At 51.5% G+C, this 20207-nt stretch carries 19 protein-coding genes; 10 read left to right on the top strand and 9 right to left on the bottom strand.

The annotated features are described in order from the left end of the window. The gene (locus tag BW941_RS14760) at positions 1-630 is read left to right on the top strand and encodes an SCO family protein (protein WP_076517333.1); all 630 of its coding nucleotides are present in this window, start codon (positions 1-3) and stop codon (positions 628-630) included. Between the two features lie 29 nt (positions 631-659). Here the strand turns inward: BW941_RS14760 and BW941_RS14765 are convergent, their stop codons facing one another. Genes BW941_RS14765 through BW941_RS14775 form a run of 3 tightly spaced genes read right to left on the bottom strand, consistent with a single transcriptional unit; the run spans position 660 to position 2684 of the window. After that, positions 660-1457, bottom strand: coding sequence for a metal ABC transporter permease (locus BW941_RS14765; RefSeq protein ID WP_076517334.1), 798 nt, complete (start codon positions 1455-1457; stop codon positions 660-662). Next, positions 1450-2217 (bottom strand): zinc ABC transporter ATP-binding protein ZnuC, encoded by a 768-nt coding sequence (gene znuC / locus BW941_RS14770; RefSeq protein ID WP_076517336.1) that lies wholly within the window; start codon positions 2215-2217, stop codon positions 1450-1452. Before znuC ends, BW941_RS14765 begins: the two co-directional genes overlap by 8 nt. Beyond that, complete coding sequence (locus BW941_RS14775; RefSeq protein ID WP_068436814.1) at positions 2214-2684, bottom strand: Fur family transcriptional regulator; 471 nt, start codon at positions 2682-2684, stop codon at positions 2214-2216. The genes znuC and BW941_RS14775 overlap by 4 nt, the downstream gene beginning before the upstream one ends. 98 nt (positions 2685-2782) lie before the next feature. Between BW941_RS14775 and BW941_RS14780 the strand changes: the two genes are divergently transcribed. Together BW941_RS14780 and BW941_RS14785 are read left to right on the top strand one after the other, a co-directional pair. Then, complete coding sequence (locus BW941_RS14780; protein ID WP_175607919.1) at positions 2783-3556, top strand: metal ABC transporter solute-binding protein, Zn/Mn family; 774 nt, start codon at positions 2783-2785, stop codon at positions 3554-3556. An 88-nt stretch (positions 3557-3644) separates the two neighbouring features. Continuing rightward, on the top strand, positions 3645-4319 hold the full coding sequence (locus BW941_RS14785) for a hypothetical protein (protein WP_076517340.1): 675 nt from the start codon (positions 3645-3647) through the stop codon (positions 4317-4319). A 74-nt stretch (positions 4320-4393) separates the two neighbouring features. Here the strand turns inward: BW941_RS14785 and BW941_RS14790 are convergent, their stop codons facing one another. From BW941_RS14790 to BW941_RS14810, 5 genes are all read right to left on the bottom strand, one after another. After that, positions 4394-7657, bottom strand: a complete 3264-nt coding sequence (locus BW941_RS14790; protein ID WP_076517342.1) for an efflux RND transporter permease subunit — start codon at positions 7655-7657, stop codon at positions 4394-4396. 18 nt (positions 7658-7675) lie between these two features. Further along, positions 7676-8815, bottom strand: a complete 1140-nt coding sequence (locus BW941_RS14795; protein ID WP_076517344.1) for an efflux RND transporter periplasmic adaptor subunit — start codon at positions 8813-8815, stop codon at positions 7676-7678. Positions 8816-8882: 67 nt separating this feature from the next. Beyond that, positions 8883-9983, bottom strand: coding sequence for a hypothetical protein (locus tag BW941_RS14800; protein WP_076517346.1), 1101 nt, complete (start codon positions 9981-9983; stop codon positions 8883-8885). Then, on the bottom strand, positions 9980-11644 hold the full coding sequence (locus tag BW941_RS14805; protein WP_076517348.1) for a GH3 family acyl-acid amido synthetase: 1665 nt from the start codon (positions 11642-11644) through the stop codon (positions 9980-9982). The genes BW941_RS14800 and BW941_RS14805 overlap by 4 nt, the downstream gene beginning before the upstream one ends. A 282-nt stretch (positions 11645-11926) precedes the next feature. After that, positions 11927-12697, bottom strand: coding sequence for a hypothetical protein (locus BW941_RS14810; protein WP_076517467.1), 771 nt, complete (start codon positions 12695-12697; stop codon positions 11927-11929). 454 nt (positions 12698-13151) lie between these two features. On the opposite strand from BW941_RS14810, the gene glmU reads away from it, so the two are divergent. Further along, the gene (gene glmU / locus BW941_RS14815; RefSeq protein WP_076517470.1) at positions 13152-14510 is read left to right on the top strand and encodes a bifunctional UDP-N-acetylglucosamine diphosphorylase/glucosamine-1-phosphate N-acetyltransferase GlmU; all 1359 of its coding nucleotides are present in this window, start codon (positions 13152-13154) and stop codon (positions 14508-14510) included. A 25-nt stretch (positions 14511-14535) separates the two neighbouring features. Here the strand turns inward: glmU and BW941_RS14820 are convergent, their stop codons facing one another. After that, positions 14536-14967, bottom strand: coding sequence for a CBS domain-containing protein (locus tag BW941_RS14820; RefSeq protein ID WP_076517350.1), 432 nt, complete (start codon positions 14965-14967; stop codon positions 14536-14538). 81 nt (positions 14968-15048) lie between these two features. On the opposite strand from BW941_RS14820, the gene BW941_RS14825 reads away from it, so the two are divergent. The 6 genes from BW941_RS14825 (at position 15049) to BW941_RS14850 (ending at position 20207) form a co-directional block, all read left to right on the top strand. Continuing rightward, positions 15049-15345: a late competence development ComFB family protein gene (locus BW941_RS14825; protein WP_068436629.1), complete on the top strand. Its 297-nt coding sequence runs from the start codon at positions 15049-15051 to the stop codon at positions 15343-15345. Between the two features lie 83 nt (positions 15346-15428). Next, on the top strand, positions 15429-16124 hold the full coding sequence (locus BW941_RS14830; RefSeq protein WP_076517352.1) for a response regulator transcription factor: 696 nt from the start codon (positions 15429-15431) through the stop codon (positions 16122-16124). Continuing rightward, entirely contained in the window at positions 16124-17476 is a 1353-nt protein-coding gene (locus BW941_RS14835) for a sensor histidine kinase (protein ID WP_076517354.1), read from the top strand. The genes BW941_RS14830 and BW941_RS14835 overlap by 1 nt, the downstream gene beginning before the upstream one ends. Before the next feature lie 95 nt (positions 17477-17571). Continuing rightward, positions 17572-17862: a hypothetical protein gene (locus BW941_RS14840; protein WP_139325866.1), complete on the top strand. Its 291-nt coding sequence runs from the start codon at positions 17572-17574 to the stop codon at positions 17860-17862. Positions 17863-17953: 91 nt separating this feature from the next. Then, positions 17954-18988: an NAD(P)H-dependent flavin oxidoreductase gene (locus BW941_RS14845; protein WP_076517358.1), complete on the top strand. Its 1035-nt coding sequence runs from the start codon at positions 17954-17956 to the stop codon at positions 18986-18988. A gap of 283 nt (positions 18989-19271) precedes the next feature. Beyond that, a complete protein-coding gene (locus tag BW941_RS14850; protein ID WP_076517360.1) occupies positions 19272-20207 on the top strand; it encodes an esterase/lipase family protein in 936 nt (311 codons plus the stop codon).

The raw sequence follows: 20207 nt of genomic DNA on the forward strand, positions 1-20207 counted from the left end.
ATGCGTGGTGAAAGAGGCGCTATTGTACTGTGTTCAGCACTATTTGCGGTGCTGCTGGCAGCATTTGTTGCAGGATGGCTGAGTGCGCCGCCCTCTCCACAGGAGCGTCTTACACGTACGGCGGGTGTTGAGATGTTCGCTGGTGGTCAGGTTGATGAGCTGACGTTTATCAATGAATACGGAGACACCGTATCGCTGGCGGATCTTAAGGGACGCTGGTCACTTCTGTTTTTCGGCTACACCTATTGCCCTGATATTTGTCCAATGACACTGATGCACATGAATCGTTTGATGAAGCGCCTGAGTGAAGAAGAGCGTGAGCAGTTGAACGTGGTGCTTGTCAGCGTTGACCCAGAACGTGACAGACCCGAGCAGCTTGGCCAGTACATGGATTACTTCAACCCGGACTTCACCGCACTGACGGGCAACCCTGACAATATGAAAAAACTCGCGGCACAGCTGAATGCATTTTATGCCCGTGTCGACCGGGAGGATGGCGGCTACCTGATGGATCACAGCGCCAACATCGTGTTGCTGGATTCTGAGCTGAATTACAGGGGCTATATTGAGCCCCCGCATGATCCGAAGCGGATGTTACCGCTTATCCGGTCTCTGCTGGCTTTACCCTGAAAAGGTCCTGACACTCGGTTCCCGCTGGCTCAGCGCTTGCGGCGAAACGTCAGACTAACGACAAACAGCAACATGGCGGTGACCACAATACTCGGTCCTGCTGGTGTATCCCAACGGAACGACGCCCACATCCCAAGCAGAACAGAAACAATCCCTACGACCGAAGCAATAGCGGCCATCTGACGGGGGCCTTTACTCAGCGCATGGGCGGCTGCCGGAGGCATAATCAACAGGGCGCTAATCAGAAGAATCCCCACGACCTTCATCGCCAGGGCGACTGTCATGGCGAGCAGTAGGATCAGCATCAGATCAAGTAGCAGCACCGGCCGGCCTTCGATTCTCGCCAGTTCAGGGCTGACGGTAACCGCCAGCAATGAATTCCAGAAACAAAGCACTAAGGTCAGCGTGATGGCGGTGCTTCCCAGTAACCAATACACGTGGCCCTCATTAATGGCCAACAGGTCACCAAACAGATAACCCATCAAATCGACCCGGATACCGTCCGCAAGGCTCAAAGCAACCAGGCCGATTGCGAGAGTGCCATGAGATACGATGCCGAGCAGTGTGTCAGCAGACAAGCGGCTGGCGAGTTGCAAAGGCAGAAGAATAAGCGCCAGTGACGCCGAACCCACCACCAGAGCCAGCGTTGGGTCGAGGTCGGTCAGAACACCAAAGGTGATACCAAGTAAGGCGCCGTGCGCAAGGGTATCGCCAAAGAACGCCATACGGCGCCAGACAACGAAGCTACCCAGAGGGCCGGCACTGACCGCAAGAAGCAGCCCGGCAACGAGAGGCATCAGCCACCAGGTCTGCAAACCGTCAATCATGGTGATGTCCTGCATTGGTGTGTGGGCTGCTATGGTCGTGGTCACAGTGTTCATGATCATGATGGTGGGTGTAATAAGCGATACCATCGTCAAGGCGGCGACCAAAAAGCTCGAGATAGGCAGGGTCGGCAGAGACTGTTTCCGGGTGCCCTGAGCAACAGACGTGGCCGTTCAGACAGATGACTTCATCGGTGGCCGACATAACGAGGTGCAGGTCGTGTGAAATCATTAACACAGCACAGCCGAGTTCGTCGCGCAGTTGCGGAATCAGCTGGTACAGCTCCAGCTGCCCCTGAACATCAACGCCTTGCACCGGTTCGTCGAGAACAAGGAGTTCAGGCTCCACTAATAAGGCACGGGCCAACAGTACCCGTTGCCACTCACCACCGGATAAATCATGAACGCTCTGGTCCTTCAGGCTGGTAATGTTCAGTCGCTCAAGCCAGTGGTCAACCGCAGCACGGGTGCTACGCCGTGTGAGTCGCAGAAACTCGTCGACGTTCAACGGCATACGCTGATCCAGAGGCAGGTTTTGCGGCATATAGCCGATACGTAGTTGCCGTGAGCGAATAATTTTACCGGAATCCGGGCGGACAAGGCCGAGCAACACTTTTGTCAGAGTCGACTTACCACAGCCATTGGGGCCGATCAGTGTAATGATCTGGCGTGGCTGAATATCCAGGCTGATCTGATCCAGTACTTTCTTCTGGCCAAAGGTGAGGCTCAGATTGTCGGCCCTCAGAATGGGCTCTTCACTCATGCCGTTGCCTTACAGTTCTGACACAGGCCAGTCAGTTCGTGGTTGCTGGTTTCGATGCTGAAGCTGAATTTCTTCACCAGAGTCTCGTGCAGCTTCTTGATCTCTTTCGCGGGCAGTTCGGTCGCATTACCGCATTCTTTGCAGATAAAGAAGCCGGTGTCGTGTTCATGGCCGGGGTGATCACAGCCGACGAACGCATTAAGGCTACTGATGCGGTGAACGACGCCCAGCTCGAGCAGGAAATCCAGGGCGCGATAGACGGTCGGAGGCGCTGAGTTAAACCCTTCTTCACTTAACTGCGCCAGAAGATCATAAGCACCCGTAGGCTTATGGTTCTGCCACACCAGCTCAAGTACCCTGCGTCGCACAGGCGTCATGCGCAAGCCACGCTGTTCACACAGAGTTCGCGCGGTGTCCATAGCGGTGGATATGCAGTGATTATGATCGTGCTGTTGTGAAGCGGGCATCAGACCAGTCCTTAGGTTATAATGTTGCAATTTTACGAAAGACGATAAAATTAGCCAGAGTTATGTTCAGACGATTTGCTGTAATGGTGAGTTTCACCATGTTATCACTGTTTGCCCAGGCCGATCATTCCCCCAAGGTGCTCGCCAGTATTCATCCTCTGGGGTTGATCGCGTCATCGGTTGTCGACGCGGAGCAGCTCGATGTTCTGCTGCAACCCGGCGTGACCCCGCATGATTTCTCTTTGAAACCTTCGGATATCGATCGCCTGCAGGAGGCTGACGTCATCTTCTGGTCAGGTGCCCGAATAGAACCTTATCTGTCAGGGTTCGCGCGCCGCTGGCCGGACAAACATTGGATCGATATTTCAGCCTTCGCCTCAGAAGCGAGTATCAAAGATCCGCATTATTGGCTTTCGCCACCTTCTGTCGTCGCCGCACAAAAGGCGTTGGCGGAGGTGCTTGGCGCTGATTCAACGGACTTCGCTGATCAGGTCGCGCAGGCGGTGGCGTATAGTGATCGGGTATTGGCCCCACTGAAAGAGCGTGGTTTCTTTGTTTTCCACCGTGCCTACGATCACTGGGTGACCGAGTTTGGTCTAAATCAGGTCGGTGCTTTCACGATTACCCCTGAACAGAAACCTGGCATGCGTACAATACAACTGATGCGTGAGCAGCTCAGAGCAGGTCAGGTGGCGTGCATTTTTCGCGAGCCGGAATATTCTCCTGCACTGGTTGTGAAAGTGGTTGGAGATCTCCCTGTAAAACAGGGTGAACTTGATCCTCTGGGTGGAAGTATCTCTCTTTCCCGCGACGGTTATCCCTATTTTCTTCGGGACATGGCCGACCGTGCGGTACACTGCCTCAGTGAATAAATAATCGGGCCTGGTCTTTCGTCATAAGACCAGACCGGTATATTTATCTTTCTAAGTATCAGAATAATAAAATAAACAGGAAGATCGCGTGTCGCAGAGCTATCCCTTTTACGACTTAACCCGTTTTACCTGGCTGACCAATATTGTCTCTGTTTTCCCGGGGGCGCTATGTGTTGCAGGTCTGGTTCATGGTTTCTGGAGCTGGCAGGAGCTGTCAGCATTGCAAGACAGTACAGCACTGACATCGCTCACTGTGGGTATGCGTGAGCAGTTGCAGACAGACACCCTGATTCGTGAAGCTCAGGTCATGACGACCCTGGTGCTGGTGCTTTTTTACACGTATTGGGTCTATTATTCATCGCGCAATATGATGTCGCTCTTTGAGGAGCATACCCGCAGTACCAAGCAATCTTTTAAATTATTTTTCAGCCTGTTGAAGCGCCTGCACAAAATTACTCGCTTAATTGATGCGATGCGCTACGACAGCATTCCGCCTGATCATGATCATAAACCGGCTGCCTGGTTGTTACCTGTCTGGTCACTGTCGCTTGTATCAGCCAACGTCTGCAAACTGACCGCTGTGTATATGATGAGCTCAGCAGCTACGATTGCCGATTTTAAAACCGTCATGTTGTGGGCTTTTTCTGCCTACGCGTTTTATCTGGTTTTTTATATTGTGACGGCACGTATTACCTTTGAGGTTGTATGGCTACAGAAGCTCAGCCACGACTATCACTCGATCCGTTTATCAGACGCTGACTGATTTCTTCTTATCCATAAAAAATGCCGCGCTGACAGCTCAGAGCGGCATTTTATGGATGACCTTTGCTAGTGCGATCAGCGGGCCTCGGTCCCATCCTGGTACCCTGCATCCCAACTTGCGGCGAGAAGGTCTGAGCTATATGGGTTTACCTTGCGGGCTTTGGAATTACCTTGTTTGAAGCCTTCATCATAGGCATCCTCAACGGTCACATTCTCTTCGCCACCACTACTGAAGGCGCGGCGGAAGGCGACCTGAATGTCGTCCAGAAGCACATAAGTACATGGCACCAGCAAGAGGCTGACGAGTGTTGCGAAAAGTACGCCGAACGCCAGCGAAATAGCCATTGGAATCAGGAATTGAGCCTGCAGGCTGGTTTCAGAGATCAAGGGTATCAGGCCCACAAACGTGGTCAGTGAGGTCAGAAGAATCGGCCGGAAACGGGCGATACCGGCTTCAATCACGGCATCGTATGTACTGGCTCCTTTTTCCCTGCGGTTATTGATGTAATCCATCAATACCAGGTTATCGTTCACCACAACGCCACTGACAGCCACCATGCCAATGTATGACCAGGATGTGATGACCATACCGAACAGCTGGTGGCCAATGACTGAGCCCATGATGCCGAAGGGGATGGCATAAATAATAATAAAAGGCTGCATGTACGACTTGAACAGAACCGCCAGCAACAGATACATAGCCAATACAGCGACCATGTAATACTGGAACAGGGTCGTCATAAATTTACTCAGGTCGCGCTGCTGACCGCCTCTCGCCCAATCCATTCCTGGGTACTGACGCACCAGCGATGGCAGTATTTCGTTCTCAACCACACGCTGAACATTCTGTACTGAGTTACGGCCGGTATCGATAAAGGAAGTCACCGTGACCACGCGCTTACGGTTGTTGCGCTTGATGTGTGTCGGTGCGTCCTGATACACGATATCCGCGATCGCAGATAAAGGAACATATTGCCCCGGAGCATACTTCACGTGCATGTTTTCGAGGTGCCATGAAGAATCGCGCTCATCGTCAGGCAGGCCCAGCCAAACCTCGATTTCATCGTCGCGGGTCTGTACATTCTGAACAACCTTGCCCTGGAAAGCCTGGTTGATCTGGGCAACAACGGTTTGCTGCGTCAGGCCCAGCGAGCTGGCATTGTCGCGGAGAATAATATCTGCCTGCTGTTTGGTGTTCTCCTGGGTATGACGCACATCGTATGCACCAGCGAACCCTTTCAGATGAACCATTAACTGATCGGCTGCTTCTTTCAGGTCTTCCTGGTCGTTGGCTGACAACTCGATCTGAATATCGGGCCTGGCTGGGTTAAGACTGGCGCTGAAGCTCAGCTGGCTGACGCCGGGGATATCTCCAGCAATATTACGCCAGCTGGAAATAATCTCGCGGCCACTGATGCGGCTGGTTCTGTCAGAAACCAACTCCAGCGTAATATTGGCCAGGTGATCACGGTCCTGGCTGCTCTTCATATTACTCTTGGATTCGTTAGGCCCGATGACCGCATAGATATGGTCAATGGTTGCGACACCTTCCATTTCGTAGCGGTGTTTCAGAAGTTCTGCTGCATTGGTCAGGCGCTCAACAGCCATTTCGGTTTTTTCCCGCGGGGAGCCCTCTGGCAGAACCAGTCGTGCCACGACCGAGTCAGCTTCGACCGGTGTAAACAGAGAGGACTTAATCCACCCGGTAAGCATCATTACCAGCATCAGGGTGAAGGTGATGGAGAATACCAGAATAATGATGCCTTTCGCCTGAAGTGCACCACGCAAGGACGGCAGATAAATCGTGCGCATAAAGCTCTGCAGGGCGCCATCAAACTTCGATTGAATTTTTTCGAGTGTGGAAGGCTCTTTTTTAACATTAACTTTCTGCGCATGAGACAAGTGAGCCGGCAGAATCAGGAAGGACTCAATCACCGAGAAGATAAGCGTGGCGATAACGACGATAGGAATCGCCTGCATCATTTTTCCTTCGGGGCCGGGCAGCCCGATCAAAGGAATAAACGCAATGACCGTAGTAATTACCGCGAACAGAATCGGCTTATAAACCTCGAAAGCCCCTTCAAGTGCTGCCTCGGTACCATAAATGCCTTTTTCGTTGCGGTTGTGAATCGCCTCAGCGACCACGACCGCATCATCGACCACGATCCCGAGTACGAGAATAAAACCAAACAATGACACCGCATTGATGGAGACATCGTACATTGGCATCGCAAACAGAGCACCGAAGAAAGATACCGGAATACCCATGCTCACCCAGAATGACAGACGGCCATTCAGGAAGAGAAGCAAGGTAATAAAGAGCAGTACGAGACCCGCAAGTGCGTTCTCCAGCAGCATGCTGATGCGCTCTCGAAGGTGCTTTGATTCGTCCTGCCATACGTGTGTTTTGATGGTTTCTGGTAGGCGCAGGCTATCTACATAGGTGTGCAGGTCATCGGCGATGTCCATAATGCTCTGATCGCCAACCCGGTAAATGTCGATCGAGGCGGATGGCGTGCCATCAAAGCTGGCGTTCGTCTCGCTGACATAGCGGGTATCTGTGATGATCGCGAGATCGCGTAGCAGAATCTCTGCACCGGTTGAATCTGAGTAGATAACGATATTGCGATAGGCTTCAGCCGAGTCTTTGTACGCATCACTGGTAATCAGAATGTCGCCGTCCTGAGTTTCCAGTACACCACCGGGCAGGAAGCCCGTCTGCTGACGGATCATTCCAGAAATATCGTCGAACGTCAGATCGTACTTCTCAAGATTATGAGCCGGTACTTCGATACGGATTTCGGATTTCGACATGTCTTGCAGTTCAATCACGCTGATGTCTGGCATATCCATCAGGTCATTGCGTATTTCACGGGATGTTTCTGCGAGAGCGGCGTAACTGGTGTTGCCGTAAATAATTAATTTAGCAACGCGGTTTTTAACAGACAGCTCCTGTAACGTCGGTGTTTCGGCGTCGTCAGGGAGCAGGCCCTCTTCATTAATTCGACGGGATATTTCGTCAGAAATTTTATCGGTTTCGTAGCCGTCGGCGATGTCGACCGTCATGCTACATAAGCCATCATAGGCAAAGGAGGTCAGGTTTTGTGTACCCTGAATATCGTAGATGCGATTTTCAATGGCCTTACAGACACTGTTTTCAATGGTTTCAACATTACCACCTGGCAGTTTAGTCTGAATGCTAAGACGGTCGAGGGTGACATTGGGGATAAGTTCTTTGCGTGTTTCAGGTACGGCCATCAAGCCCAGGGCAATCAGGCAGAACATCAACAGATTGGCAGCAACGGTGTTCTCCGCAAACCAACGGATGATCTGTTTCATAAGTCAGCCTCCGGCAGGTTACTTCTTGCGAATTGGTTCGACGGTCATGCCTTCGACAAGACGGTTAAAGTTACCAGCGACTACCCGGGTGCCCGGTGGCAGCGCAGTATCAATATAAGCGAATTCCTTGCCGCGATAGCGGATGGTCACAGGCTGGCGCTGAATCGTGTTATCTGCATTAATCATCCAGATGGCATCACCAGAGAGGATGACCTCTCGCGGTAGAATGCGCATATTTTCAATTTCCTGGCCGCGGATTTCAGCTTCAAGGAACGAGCCCGGCACCAGATAGCGACCGGTATTGCTGTACATTTCATCGCCGTTGACCTGAGCGATGATATAGAGGAGCTGGTTTGCACTGCGTTCACCGTCGGTGCGTACGATATAGCCGCTCCATTCATCGCCACTCTCATAGTCACGCAGAGTTACCTGCGGCATAAAGCTTGGCCCATTCTCAGTGCTGGTGTTTTCTTCGACACCAATGATCATGAGCTCGGCATCGTTTAATGGCAGACGGATTTCAGCCTGATTCATCCCGTAAAGAACGGCAACCGGTGAGCCGGTCTGTACCAGATCACCCTCGTTAATGAACACATCAACGACTTTGCCTTCGATCGGCGAGCTGATTTTAGTATTTTCTAATTGGTCATAGGCGTATTGCAGGGCGGCCTCTGCGGCTTCCACCTGTGCGTTTGCGTATGCAAGCTGAGGTACGAAGCGCGCGTAGTCTGAAGCGTTACGTCCTGCCTGACGACGAGCTACGCGTGCATTTGCTTCGGTTTCTTCCAGCCGTAACTTTGTTTGCGTCAGTTGCGCTTTCTTCTGGGCTATATCAAGAATAAGAGGCTGTTCGTCGATCTGAACCAGCAACTGGTCAGCATTCACGATTTCGCCTTTTTTCAGCTCCGGAGCAATATCCGTCACCAGGCCAGATACCTGACTGGCTATCTTATGGACGCGTGAAGCCGAGACTCGTCCGCGGCTGAAAATAGGGATCGACTGCGTGGAGATACGCACCTCTTTGTACGGAACCTGAGGAATTGCGACCTTAACTTCCTGAGTCTGAGGTTTAGGTGCATTGATGTACATGGTGTATCCGGCGTATCCGGCAGCAGCGAGAATAACCAGGCCGATGATAAAAAATTTCAACTGTTTCATATTGCTCTCTGTTGCAAATAGCGAGCGCGCGGGCAGCCGGTGTTACTGAGGCAGATAATATTTTTTGCTACAGGCGCGCAGTTTCGAGATACATCAGCCCTTCAGGGTTCAGATCAGGTGATGGGTCCTTACCGTAACCTGAGATAAAATGGAGGCTGAATAATTCTTCTTTTTTGTACTTATCGGTCACCTTGTGCAAAGGGTCTTCCGTGTCAAAGCCAACGACTAAGGCATCATACTCACTATCTTTCAGTTCCTTGCGTGCGTATGCGAGAAGATCTGCAAAGATATCACTGCGATTGTCTTTAAATACGTTGCAATGCAGGTAAATATAGCTGGTCAATGACCCTGCTGGTGGCAGTGACAGCCCCCCCGCAATCTTAGTGTACGCGTTGTAGAAGGGGCGCGCGTACTGGATAGCTTTAGAGTATCCCGCAATTCGCGTTTGTTTAAAGGCCTTCTGATCCCAGAAACCGGTCATACCGACCAATTCGTTGCCATCAAATGCCAATAAAAAATCGTTTAATTTTATATCCCGGTAATAGGTATCTCCAGTTTCTATTCTGGAGAAGTCATAACAGGGGTAGAACTGCTTACGTGGGGCGTTGGCATCAAAAAATGCCTGCATAACCGGTATGTCAGTACTGGCAGCCCGACGAATATTAAGACGGATTTTGTGTTTCTCGCGTCGGCGCAACTCTATCATATTGGTGCGGTGGCGACGGAATGCGTTATATGTCGGTTGCACTTTGATACGGTTGCCGCCAACGGTATCGAGAGAAGCCTTGTTCTCTTCGAGAATCACGGTCTGGTAATAGTCGTCACCGATGATACTTTTGACGGTTTTAAAGAAGCGCAAAAGTGTTCGCCCACCCTGATAATCACGGTGGATACGCAGATCACTGCCATAGCGCATGGATTTGCGCTGGCCGTTTTCGAAAACATCACGAAAGCCCATACTGAAAGCACCGGCAATCCGCTGCTGTTCGGTATCTTCCATCACCCAAAGATCGCGGGTCGTTGTACCAACGTCTGTCGCATGGAAGTAGTTGGGCTCGCGTTCAAAATTCAGCTGAATACTGCCTTCCTGTGGCGTATCAGACAGCAATTCACTCAGCCCCGGTGCATCCTCTTCGATGGTAGGGCGAATGATAAAGCGCTGACTCATGCAGCGGCCTCCGCCGGTTTCGAGTTTCTCAGTATGTCGCTGACGGCGCCTGGCATCTGATCGTTCTGCCACAGTGCGAGCGGTTCAATCTTAATGTTGCCTGCGACCATACCGCCGGCAATTTTGTGTTCGGTATACACTTCCATGGCATCAGGCACGATCAGCATTTCTGCATGACCTAACTGGCCCAGCTCGCGGGCAAGCTTGTAATGAAAATGCTGATTAAGTTGTTCTTCCAGTTGAGCACCGAGCGTATTCCGGGCTGCAATAGCGTCAGAACTACCAGAACACAGCAGACCGTAGACGGGCTTAGCGCGCAGGTCTGATTGTGGAATAGCGACCAGGGTCACTGGGGATAGTCCCATGTTGCCACTGAAGTGATCGATCAGTTTGACGGCTGCATCTGGCGATAATTTTTCACCGACCATATCAACACCGTCAATACGGCTGATAAAGCGTAGGCACGGGCACTGATTAATAAAGTCAGTGACCAGCAGCATGTCTTTGGTCTGATAACGCAGCAGGCCATTACCGGTCGTGATGATCGGCCGCACGCGCATGTCTTTTTTCAGTTCCCAGCTGCACAGAATCTCATTGGTATCGAGGTCTTCAAACTCATAGAAGTGGCTGGTGAACGCCAGTGGATACTCGTCGCCCATTGGGAAGGTCACAACACCTTCGGTTGCGAACAGGCCTTTGCCCTGGAAGCCGCTGTGCGGGAATATCGCCTGCAGTTTCTCTGCCCAGCCTTTCGATGAAGAGGTGTCCCACGAGCTGATCAGTGCCAGGTTTGGCCAGATCGCCTTGGTGAACGCCGGTGTGATTTCGCCGTCCCACTTACGCATGTAGGCAGCGGCGGCTTCGTTCTTCGGCGGTTCGATGTTTTTCAGGCTATCGAACGGAGCTACCCATCGGCCAGTTTCGAGCACTTCGGCGATTTTCTCGCGGTGTTCCTGCATAACCTGCAGCAGGCTCATGGCGAAGGTTGGACTCCAGACCGACATAAAGGAAAGATCAGTACAGGCAACCAGATAACAGGACGTCGCGAAGAATGACTCGTCTGAGCTTTCAGCCAGAGATACGCCTTCGGGTACCGCCATGGTGCCGGCCATAAACAGTCGCTTCCACCAAGGCAGCAGTTGCATGTCGTCGTTGATACTTTCACTGACCTGATCGCGCAGGTCACTTGGCACCCAGGACAGAGACCAGTAGTGACGGCCTTTCTTTATCCCCGGGAAGTTGGCGTACAGGTCAGACATCCATGGGCTGATGGCTTCGTCAGCCTGATCAAGGAATGGACGCGTATATGGAATCCATTTGATTTTCGAGGTGGAGCCTGATGTTGGCTGGTAGCGATCACAGCTTGAGGTCGTCAGCATCGGCTTACCGCTCTTCTGCTGTTCGACAATCATGTCGTGCCAGTAGTTGTAGTCTGTGATGGGCACCTGCTGACGGAACTCCTCGACCGTCATATCCTTACGCAGGCCATGCTTAACGGCGGACTCCGCACCCACAACCATGTTCAGGGTGTCGCTAAGAATAGAACGCTGAACGCTCTCAACGTCATAACTGGCGTCAATGAATTTTCGCGCGCCCTTACGGGTCAGCGTGGCTGATGCAAAATGAAGCAGCGACGTGGTCAGGTTCTTCAGAGCGGACATCTGACAGGCTCCTGTATCTTTCTTTGTGTGGTGAAGACTTTCATCGGTGTCAGGCTCAGAACCCGGAGGCGTTGGCCGGTATAAAAAAACCGGAATCTGACAATTAGATGAAAGGCATAATTGTTTATTATTATCCGTGCTTCCTTCGCCATGTGCGGAGACAAGAACGGGCCAGCGATTTAACCATAAAGTCTTAGGCAACTGAATTGCTGCAGCTGGTCTGACTGTGCCTTTGGCGCATATTACGTACTATGTCACACTTCAGGCCAGCTGCGGGCGGTGTTATGCCGCCAGACGACGGTTCTTACGGGCTGGACGACGCAGCCCGAAGGTGCTGCGGATCAGCTTTTTGAAGAATATCCCGATGGTTGAAAGGCCAATCTCACCTACGCATGGCAGTTCAGTGCCTCGACGCCATTCTGGGTTACGCTCCTCAAAAAAGCGGATGGCTGAATTACTGGCACGCATACGAGGCGTGATGTCCGCGACATCTTCTTTCAGCGCATGGTAGCCCTCGCCGAAGTCGAGAATTTTCTCTTCTTCTTTGTAGTAGGTCGGGTAGAGTTTCTGGCAGTACTGCTGCATCAGACCTTCCATCTCATGGTCGTGGTGATCGTGGCGTGGATAGAAGCGTTGAAAGTTATTGGCCATCAGCAGATAGGTTTTGTAACCCTTCGAAATCAATAACCAAAACATAGGAGTGGTGGGGCGCAACATCTTCGCTTTCAGCATTTTCATTGCGAACGCAGTGTGCAATGTTTTGTTGCCCCAGAATTCGGGCTCAACGATGGTGTCGCCCGTGAATACGCCAATGGCTTTCTTACCCTGGTGCATCAGTTCGACTTCGTTGTAGGTACTGAATCCCACTATTTTCCCGGTGGTTTTGTTTTTCAGGATCATGACGCCTTTCTTTTCACTCATATCCTTAATAAAGGTTGTGAGATCGGCGTTCTCATAGAAACGGGTGAAAATGCTGTGCATTTCGACGAGCTTAGCGATGTTTACTTCATTGATAGGGAAGAAACGACAGGTGAGTTTCGCTTTTTTAGTCATTGCAGCCTCGATATTTTTTATTGTTTTTATAACCGCCTCGCCAAACAGGATGGGCGGAATCTGCAATCCATTGTCTTAACCTGACCAAAACCAGGTGTCCTTCAAGCAGTTGCTCCGGGGCCAGCGGCCGGGAGTAACTGTTCGTATTCGTGATCTGTGAACTTATGTTAATTATATTTACTGGCCGGTGACCAGCGTTTTGATAAAGGTATCAAAGCGGTATTCCTCCCTAATGTGACACTGGTCATAATTGTGACATTGAGAGGTGCAAGTAAGCCATATTGGCTTGATATGGCTTTACATAACCCTTATTTTGCAGGAATTGACCTGTTTCAGGAAGTCTGAAGGGACTTTGATTTTAAGCCGTACCATGACAGAAGTATGTTGCTTTGTTGCAACGCGATGGGGCCTCTCTACAATACGCGGCTGATTCTGAAACATGTGGACAATCAATATGACATTGGCAGTTGTTACTCTGGCAGCGGGCAAAGGCTCGCGGATGAAGTCTGATCTCCCTAAAGTGCTGCATCGTCTGGCTGGAAAACCACTGTTGGGTCATGTGCTGGATGCTGCTGAGCAGCTCGATGGCGCCACCCAGCATGTTGTCATTGGTCACGGTGCTGAGTTAGTCCGTGAGATGTTCACTGACCGCCCATTGACCTGGGCGGTTCAGATGGAGCAGAAGGGCACAGGGCACGCTGTCGCGCAGGCTTTGCCAGATATTTCTGATGATGCACTGGTTCTCGTATTGTACGGAGATGTTCCTCTCATCCGCACTGAAACCCTGGCAGGTATGGTTGCCGCTGCTGAGAATGCACTGGCTCTGTTGACCGTAACCCTTGACGACCCGACCGGCTACGGCCGTATCGTTCGCAACGATAAGAATGAAGTGCAGGCAATTGTTGAACAGAAAGATGCCAGCGATGAACAGCGACAGATCTGTGAGGTCAATACCGGCATCATGGCCATGCCTGCGCGTTATCTGAAACGCTGGCTACCAGCGTTGTCGTCGGATAATGCGCAGGGTGAATACTACCTGACGGACGTGATCGCTATGGCTGTTGCTGATGGTGTGGCCGTGAATGCATTACAGCCTTCGTCAGCAACAGAAGTTGAAGGCGTGAACGACCGCCGCCAACTTGCAGCTCTTGAGCGGGAGTTCCAGAGTCAGCAGGCTGATAGTCTGATGGTGCAGGGGGTGGCTCTGGCGGACCCTGCACGTATTGATGTCCGCGGCACACTTACTGTGGGACGAAATGTCAGCATCGATGTTGGTTGTGTATTTGAAGGTGATGTCATCCTTGACGACGATGTTCAGATCGGTGCTTACAACGTGATCCGTAACAGTAAACTAGGCAAAGGTGTTCAGGTTGAAAGTTTTTGCCATATAGAGGAAGCCGTTGTGGCTCAGGCCTGCAATCTTGGCCCTTACGCCCGGCTGCGTCCTGGTGCTGAACTGGCGGATGGTGCTCGTGTGGGCAACTTCTGCGAAGTGAAGAAATCATTGATCGGTAAAGGCTCTAAAGTGAATCATCTTACCTACATAGGTGACGCGGTCATTGGTGAGGGAGCAAACATCGGTGCCGGTACCATTACCTGCAACTATGACGGTGTGAATAAATTCAGGACTGAGATCGGGGACGGTGCCTTTATAGGTTCCAATTCGTCACTGGTTGCGCCAGTGACGGTGGGCGACGGCGCGACAGTAGCGGCAGGCTCGACCATTACTAAGGATGTTGGTGCTGACGAGCTGGCGGTTGCCCGCGGTAAACAGCGCAATATCGCTGGCTGGAAGAAACCCAGCGATCAATAAAATTACGGCTGTACTTCTGGGCTGGTCAGTCCAGAAGATCCAGCGCCAGTCTGACGAAATCCTGTGAGGTAACAATGCCGAGCAGGTTGCCTGCGTCATCGGCGATCAGCAGGCATCCTTCTTTTTCAGCCCTTAATCGTTCACCCGTGGTTTTCAGCGGCGTATCCGCTGGCAGGGTCTCGACTTCTCTGTCGAGACAGTCGAGAACAGGAGTTTTCGCAAGATAGTCCTGCAAATGGTGGGCACCGAACTTATCCGTAATCCGGAACGCTTCCCGCAGGAATTCTTTCTGACTCAGTACGCCCTTTATGGCGCCTGTATCACTGACGACCGGAATATGTCGTACATGGTGTTCACGCATCAACTCTTCGGCATCGCGCAGAGTTGATCCGGTGCCGAGTGTTTTGACGTTGCGGGTCATGATGTCGCTGACGATTCGCATATTTTCAGATCTCATTGATTACCTGACCTAAAGTAAAGCACTTAACCGGGGAGCTGCTATTCTGAAATCAGATAGTCACGCCGGACGGGAGGTTTCATGAGTTTTTCTGACAGTATCCGTAACTACTACGAGCAGATGGTGGCCGAAGAAATCGTCACTCAACTGCATGCCGCGGGGCGTGATGTGTCGACCGGCGTTATGGCTGATATTGCTTGCGTAGCTCTCAACAGGCTTCCACCTAAATACATCCGGTATGAGGTGGATATGGCGTTTTACATGTCTCCGGATGAGCTGATTATGACACGTCAACGGGTGCGGGACGGTGTCGCAGATGCGATACGGTTTGTCGACTCCCATCGGCGGGAAGACGACGCGGGCAATGACATCGGCTGACCAGCGTATTATTGTAACGACAGGTTTGAATAATAAGACAGGATTGGCATGCCGGGTTCAGTGGCTGCCTGATGGAGTAATTGATGAATATCTTATTGGTGGATGACGATACTGAACTGACGGCACTGCTGACCCGTTACCTTGAACGTGAACTGTTTAAAGTAACCGCCGTCCATACCGCAGAAGAAGGCCTGGCAGAGGCCCTGAGCGCGCGTTACCAGGCCGTTGTGCTGGATGTGATGCTCCCCGGCGGTAGCGGTATCGACATTCTTGGGCAAATCCGTACCCGCAGTGATGTTCCTGTTCTGATGCTGACTGCGAAAGGCGATGAAATGGATCGCATACAAGGGCTCGAGATAGGCGCGGACGATTACATTCCTAAACCTTGTAACCCCCGGGAGTTGTCTGCCCGACTTCGTTCCATTCTGCGTCGCGGGCGTTCGGCCGATGTGACCTCGGCTACGCTTGAAGTCGAAGATCTGGTAATCGACTTCGATAAGCATATCGTGCATCGCAATGGCGAGGAGCTTGACCTTACCGTGACAGAATTCAACATTCTCGGTGTTCTTATCCGGGAAGCGGGCAAAGTAGTCGACAAAAATCGTCTCGCTGAGCAGTCGATGCAACGTTCACTGACCTTGTTTGATCGCAGCCTCGACATGCACCTCAGTAATCTGCGCAAAAAACTCGGGCCTTCGCCGGGTGGAGAGCAACGTATCAAGACCGTTCGTGGTGTGGGTTACATGTATCAGATGGAGCAGGGATCAGCTGAAGCCTGATGCGCGGCGTATTTCTCAAAATATATCTCGCCTTCATGGTGACTGCTTTGGTAACGACCGCAGTCACCATCACTCTGGCCGCTTATTATCGTCAGTGGTCTAATGACTCAGTGAACCTGATCGCCCCGACCGGGGGCTATATTTCTGCCGCTGAATTGATTCTTCAGCAGGGCGGCGAGCCTTTGCTGCTCGAGTGGCTATTAAGGTTTGAAAGACACCCCAGTGTTAATGCCTACGTCTTCGATGATCAGGGGCTGAGTCTGCTCCCGGATCCGCCAGCGACGGTGGTCAGCTATGCCTTGTCGGCGGAGAGCTACGAGGCTCAGGTCAGCCCCCTCAGTCGTTCTGAAATCCTGGTGAAAGCGCCGATTGAAAGTGCCGGTGGTCGTGTGTACCTCCTTGTCGTTGAGTTTATGCATCCCTTGGTGGTGTTTAACCTTCCTGCATATCTTGGGTGGGGACTGCTCGCGTCGTTTCTTATTTTCGCGGTCTGGAGTCTCATTCTGTCGGGGTATCTGACACGCCCTGTGCGTTTTATGCAGAAAACTGTTCAAGCGTTTGCGAGTGGCGACTGGCACGCCCGGATGGACCCCCGCTCATTAAGGCGACGCGATGAACTTGGTGAGCTGAGCCGCGAGTTTAACCATATGGCCGGGTACATCGAACGCTTGATTCATGATCAGAAGCAGCTCGTCAGTGATGTGTCCCACGAGCTACGTTCACCACTGGCACGGAGTACGGTCGCTCTGGAGCTCGCCCGCCTGGACGCTGTGCCAGATCAGGAAGAACATCTGGATCGAATAGAGCTCGAAACTCAGCGACTCAACGAGATGATTGAAGACCTGCTCAATATGGCGAAGCTGGATGCTCAGCAGGATCACAGTCATTGGTCCGATGTGCATTGCGATAATGTACTGCAGCAAGTCGTTGATGATGCCCGGTTTGAACATCCCGACAGTGAGGTGAACCTTACCCTGGGAGAGGGGCTGCCCGTGATCTTTGGTGATCGCAAACTAATGAAGTCTGCCTTTGAAAACATTACCCGGAACGCCCTGTTGCACACTCAGGAAGGTACGAGCGTTGATCTCTCGGCGCGGATGAAAAACGGCCTGATCCGGGTAGTGATACGTGACCATGGACCGGGGGTACCTGAGGATAAGCTGAACGATCTGCTGCGCCCGTTTGTTCGTGCGGAATCTGCGCGCGAGCGCCTTGGGCAGGGGCATCGGGGTTTTGGTCTGGGCCTGGCGATCGCTCATCGTGTCGTGTCCCATCATAGAGGCCAGATTACGCTGCGTAATCATCGCGATGGTGGCCTGATGGTCACAATTGATCTACCCCCGGCGGGTTGAATTGGCCTCTTTACGTTGGGTTTACTTCTCTCTGCTGTAATAAATTGTTGGGCTGCCGTTACAATACAAGTCTAGAAAAATAAGCAGGTTGTCTTGTGCGTTTAATTTCCACTCTTGTTTTGATGTGTCTTCCGGTGTTGGCCCTGGCCAATCCGCCGCAGTCAGGCGCGCGTCCGGATATGTCGGTTGAGTGGAGTAACAGCCAACCAGAACAACGTCAGGCACTGGATAACTTCTATCAGGCGCTGCAACAAATGCCACCAGGTGCTGGTAGCTCTGATATCAATGAACGGCAACGTCACCTTGAGCAGTTGCGTGATATGTCGACGGAGCAGCGTCAGGAGATGTTCCGTAACTTCGTTCAGGACGCTGAGCGTCGCCGCTAAAAATTCCTCCCTTAAGAATTGCGTCATTTCGGCAATGGACAAATGCCATCCAGTCGATACAGTGTTGCCCGTCTAATCTCGGGAAACCAGCATGAAAACACGTATCACTGAACTCTTAGGTATCGAAGCTCCCCTGATCCTTCCGGGTATGAGCTGGATTTCTACACCTCAGCTAGTTGCTGCCGTATCGAATGCGGGCGGTCTGGGTATTCTGGCCAGTGGCCCACTGACTCCAGAAGAAACCCGAGCTTCTATTCGTGAGATCCGTGAGCTGACGGATAAGCCTTTCGGTGTGGGTGTTACTCTGCTGATGCCTGGCGCTAAAGAAAACGCCATGATCGCTCTGGAAGAGAAGGTGCCAGTAATTAACTTTTCACTGGGTAAAGGCGACTGGTTGGTGAAAAAGGCTCATGAGTATGGTGGCAAAGTCATCGCAACTGTTGTCTCCGAGAAACATGCTCTGTCAGCCCAGAGCATCGGTGCGGATGCCTTGTTGGTCACTGGCCATGAGGCAGCAGCCCACGGCGGTGATGTGACTTCACTGGTGTTGGTACCGTCGATTGCCAGTAAAGTCGATATTCCAGTCATCGCTACCGGCGGCTTTGCCGATGCACGTGGCCTGATGGCTGCACTTTCTCTTGGTGCTGAGGCTGTGGCAATGGGCTCGCGCTTTGCAACCAGCGCTGATAGCCCTCTGCATAATCACGTGAAAGAAACGGTGGTTAAAAAGTCTGAGCAGGAAACTATCTACTCAAAGAACTTTGATGGTCTCTGGGCTCGCGTTATGAAAACGCCACGCTCAATCAAAGAAACCAAACGCCCGATGAATCTCATCATGGCCGGTCTCGAAGCGACGAAAGCGGCAAAGATAGTAAAACAGCCGGTCTGGAAGATCATGCTGGGCATGTTAGTTATGCTGGATAAAATCAAACTGCTTGCCTACTTTGGCGCAAGCGTTCCTCGTTTACAGGCTGCGACCATTGATGGGGACCTTGATAAGGGTGTTCAGTTTATTGGTCAGACCCAGGGGTTGATTGAAGACATCCCAACGGTGCAGGAGCTGGTCGATCGTATCCTGGCGGATGCTGAAGCGATGCATGAAAGCAATAACCGCTTCTTTTCCTGATGGCGCCATGCAGGCTATCTGCGGATAGCCTGCTTTGATTTTTATTCCCCTCTTTTTCGTTTACACCTTTTTTGAGGTGGTCTTTCCGGTTTTTTCTGGCCAATTTCATTCTTAGGTATGAGGCTGTCCGGATAATGCACGGATCCGCGTAGTCCTTTTGTAACCCTGTCTCTATTAATCCTTCTTTGTCCGCATAAAGCATTCTTCAAAAGATAGACATTCGTATACTTATTACCGCTCTGGCCAAAGCACCAAATAAAAATAAAAGGGTGAGGAACAGAAAATGAAAAAATATCTGCTTACCGCAGTAGCAGCGGTTACTGTGTCTTCTCAGGTACTGGCGATGTCAGAAACCTTAGATACCGGTTATACCGAAACAAAATATCCTATCGTGCTTGTTCATGGATTTCTCGGATTTGAACAACTCGTGGGTGTTGATTACTGGTACAAAATTCCAGAAACACTGCAACAGGATGGTGCAGAAGTCTTTGTCGCAACCGTTTCAAATACGAACTACCCGGAAGTTCGTGGAGAGCAGTTAATTGATCAGGTTGAAGACATTCTGGCGATTACGGGCGCAGAAAAAGTAAATCTGATTGGCCATAGTCATGGTGGCCCTACGACGCGTTATGCGGGCTCGGTTCGTCCCGATATTATCGCGTCAGTCTCTTCTATTTCAGGCGTCAATAAAGGCACTGTGGTTGCCGATACATTAATTGAGTGGTCCGATAACTCTGAAGTGTTCGGTACTGCCTTCGATGTATTTATTTCTGGTATTTCTGAATTTATCTCTTTTGCTTCAGGCAGTGATCTGCCACTAGCGCCGGTTGAGTCTGTCCGCTCTATGACAACGGAGGCATCGGTTATCTTCAACGCGGCGCATCCGGGTGGGATTCCTGACAGCGAGTGCGGTGAAGGTGATTACGAGTATAACGGTGTGCGTTATTACTCCTGGGCAGGGGCGAAACCAGCAACCAACCTTTTGGATCCGCTGGAACCGATTACCATAGCATTTTCTCAGTTCTTCCCGGACGGGGTCGCTAACGATGGTTTTGTGGACCCGTGCACGAGCAACCTGGGTATGGTCATTCGCAATGACTTTGCGATGACTCATCTGGATGAAGTCAACCAGATGCTCGGAATTCATGACCTGAATGAAACTGACCCATTGACGGTATTTCGTACACACGCCAACCGTCTGAAGAACGACGGACTGTAA

The organism is Thalassolituus maritimus, from assembly GCF_900156675.1.
Classification (GTDB): Bacteria; Pseudomonadota; Gammaproteobacteria; order Pseudomonadales; family Oceanobacteraceae; genus Thalassolituus; species Thalassolituus maritimus.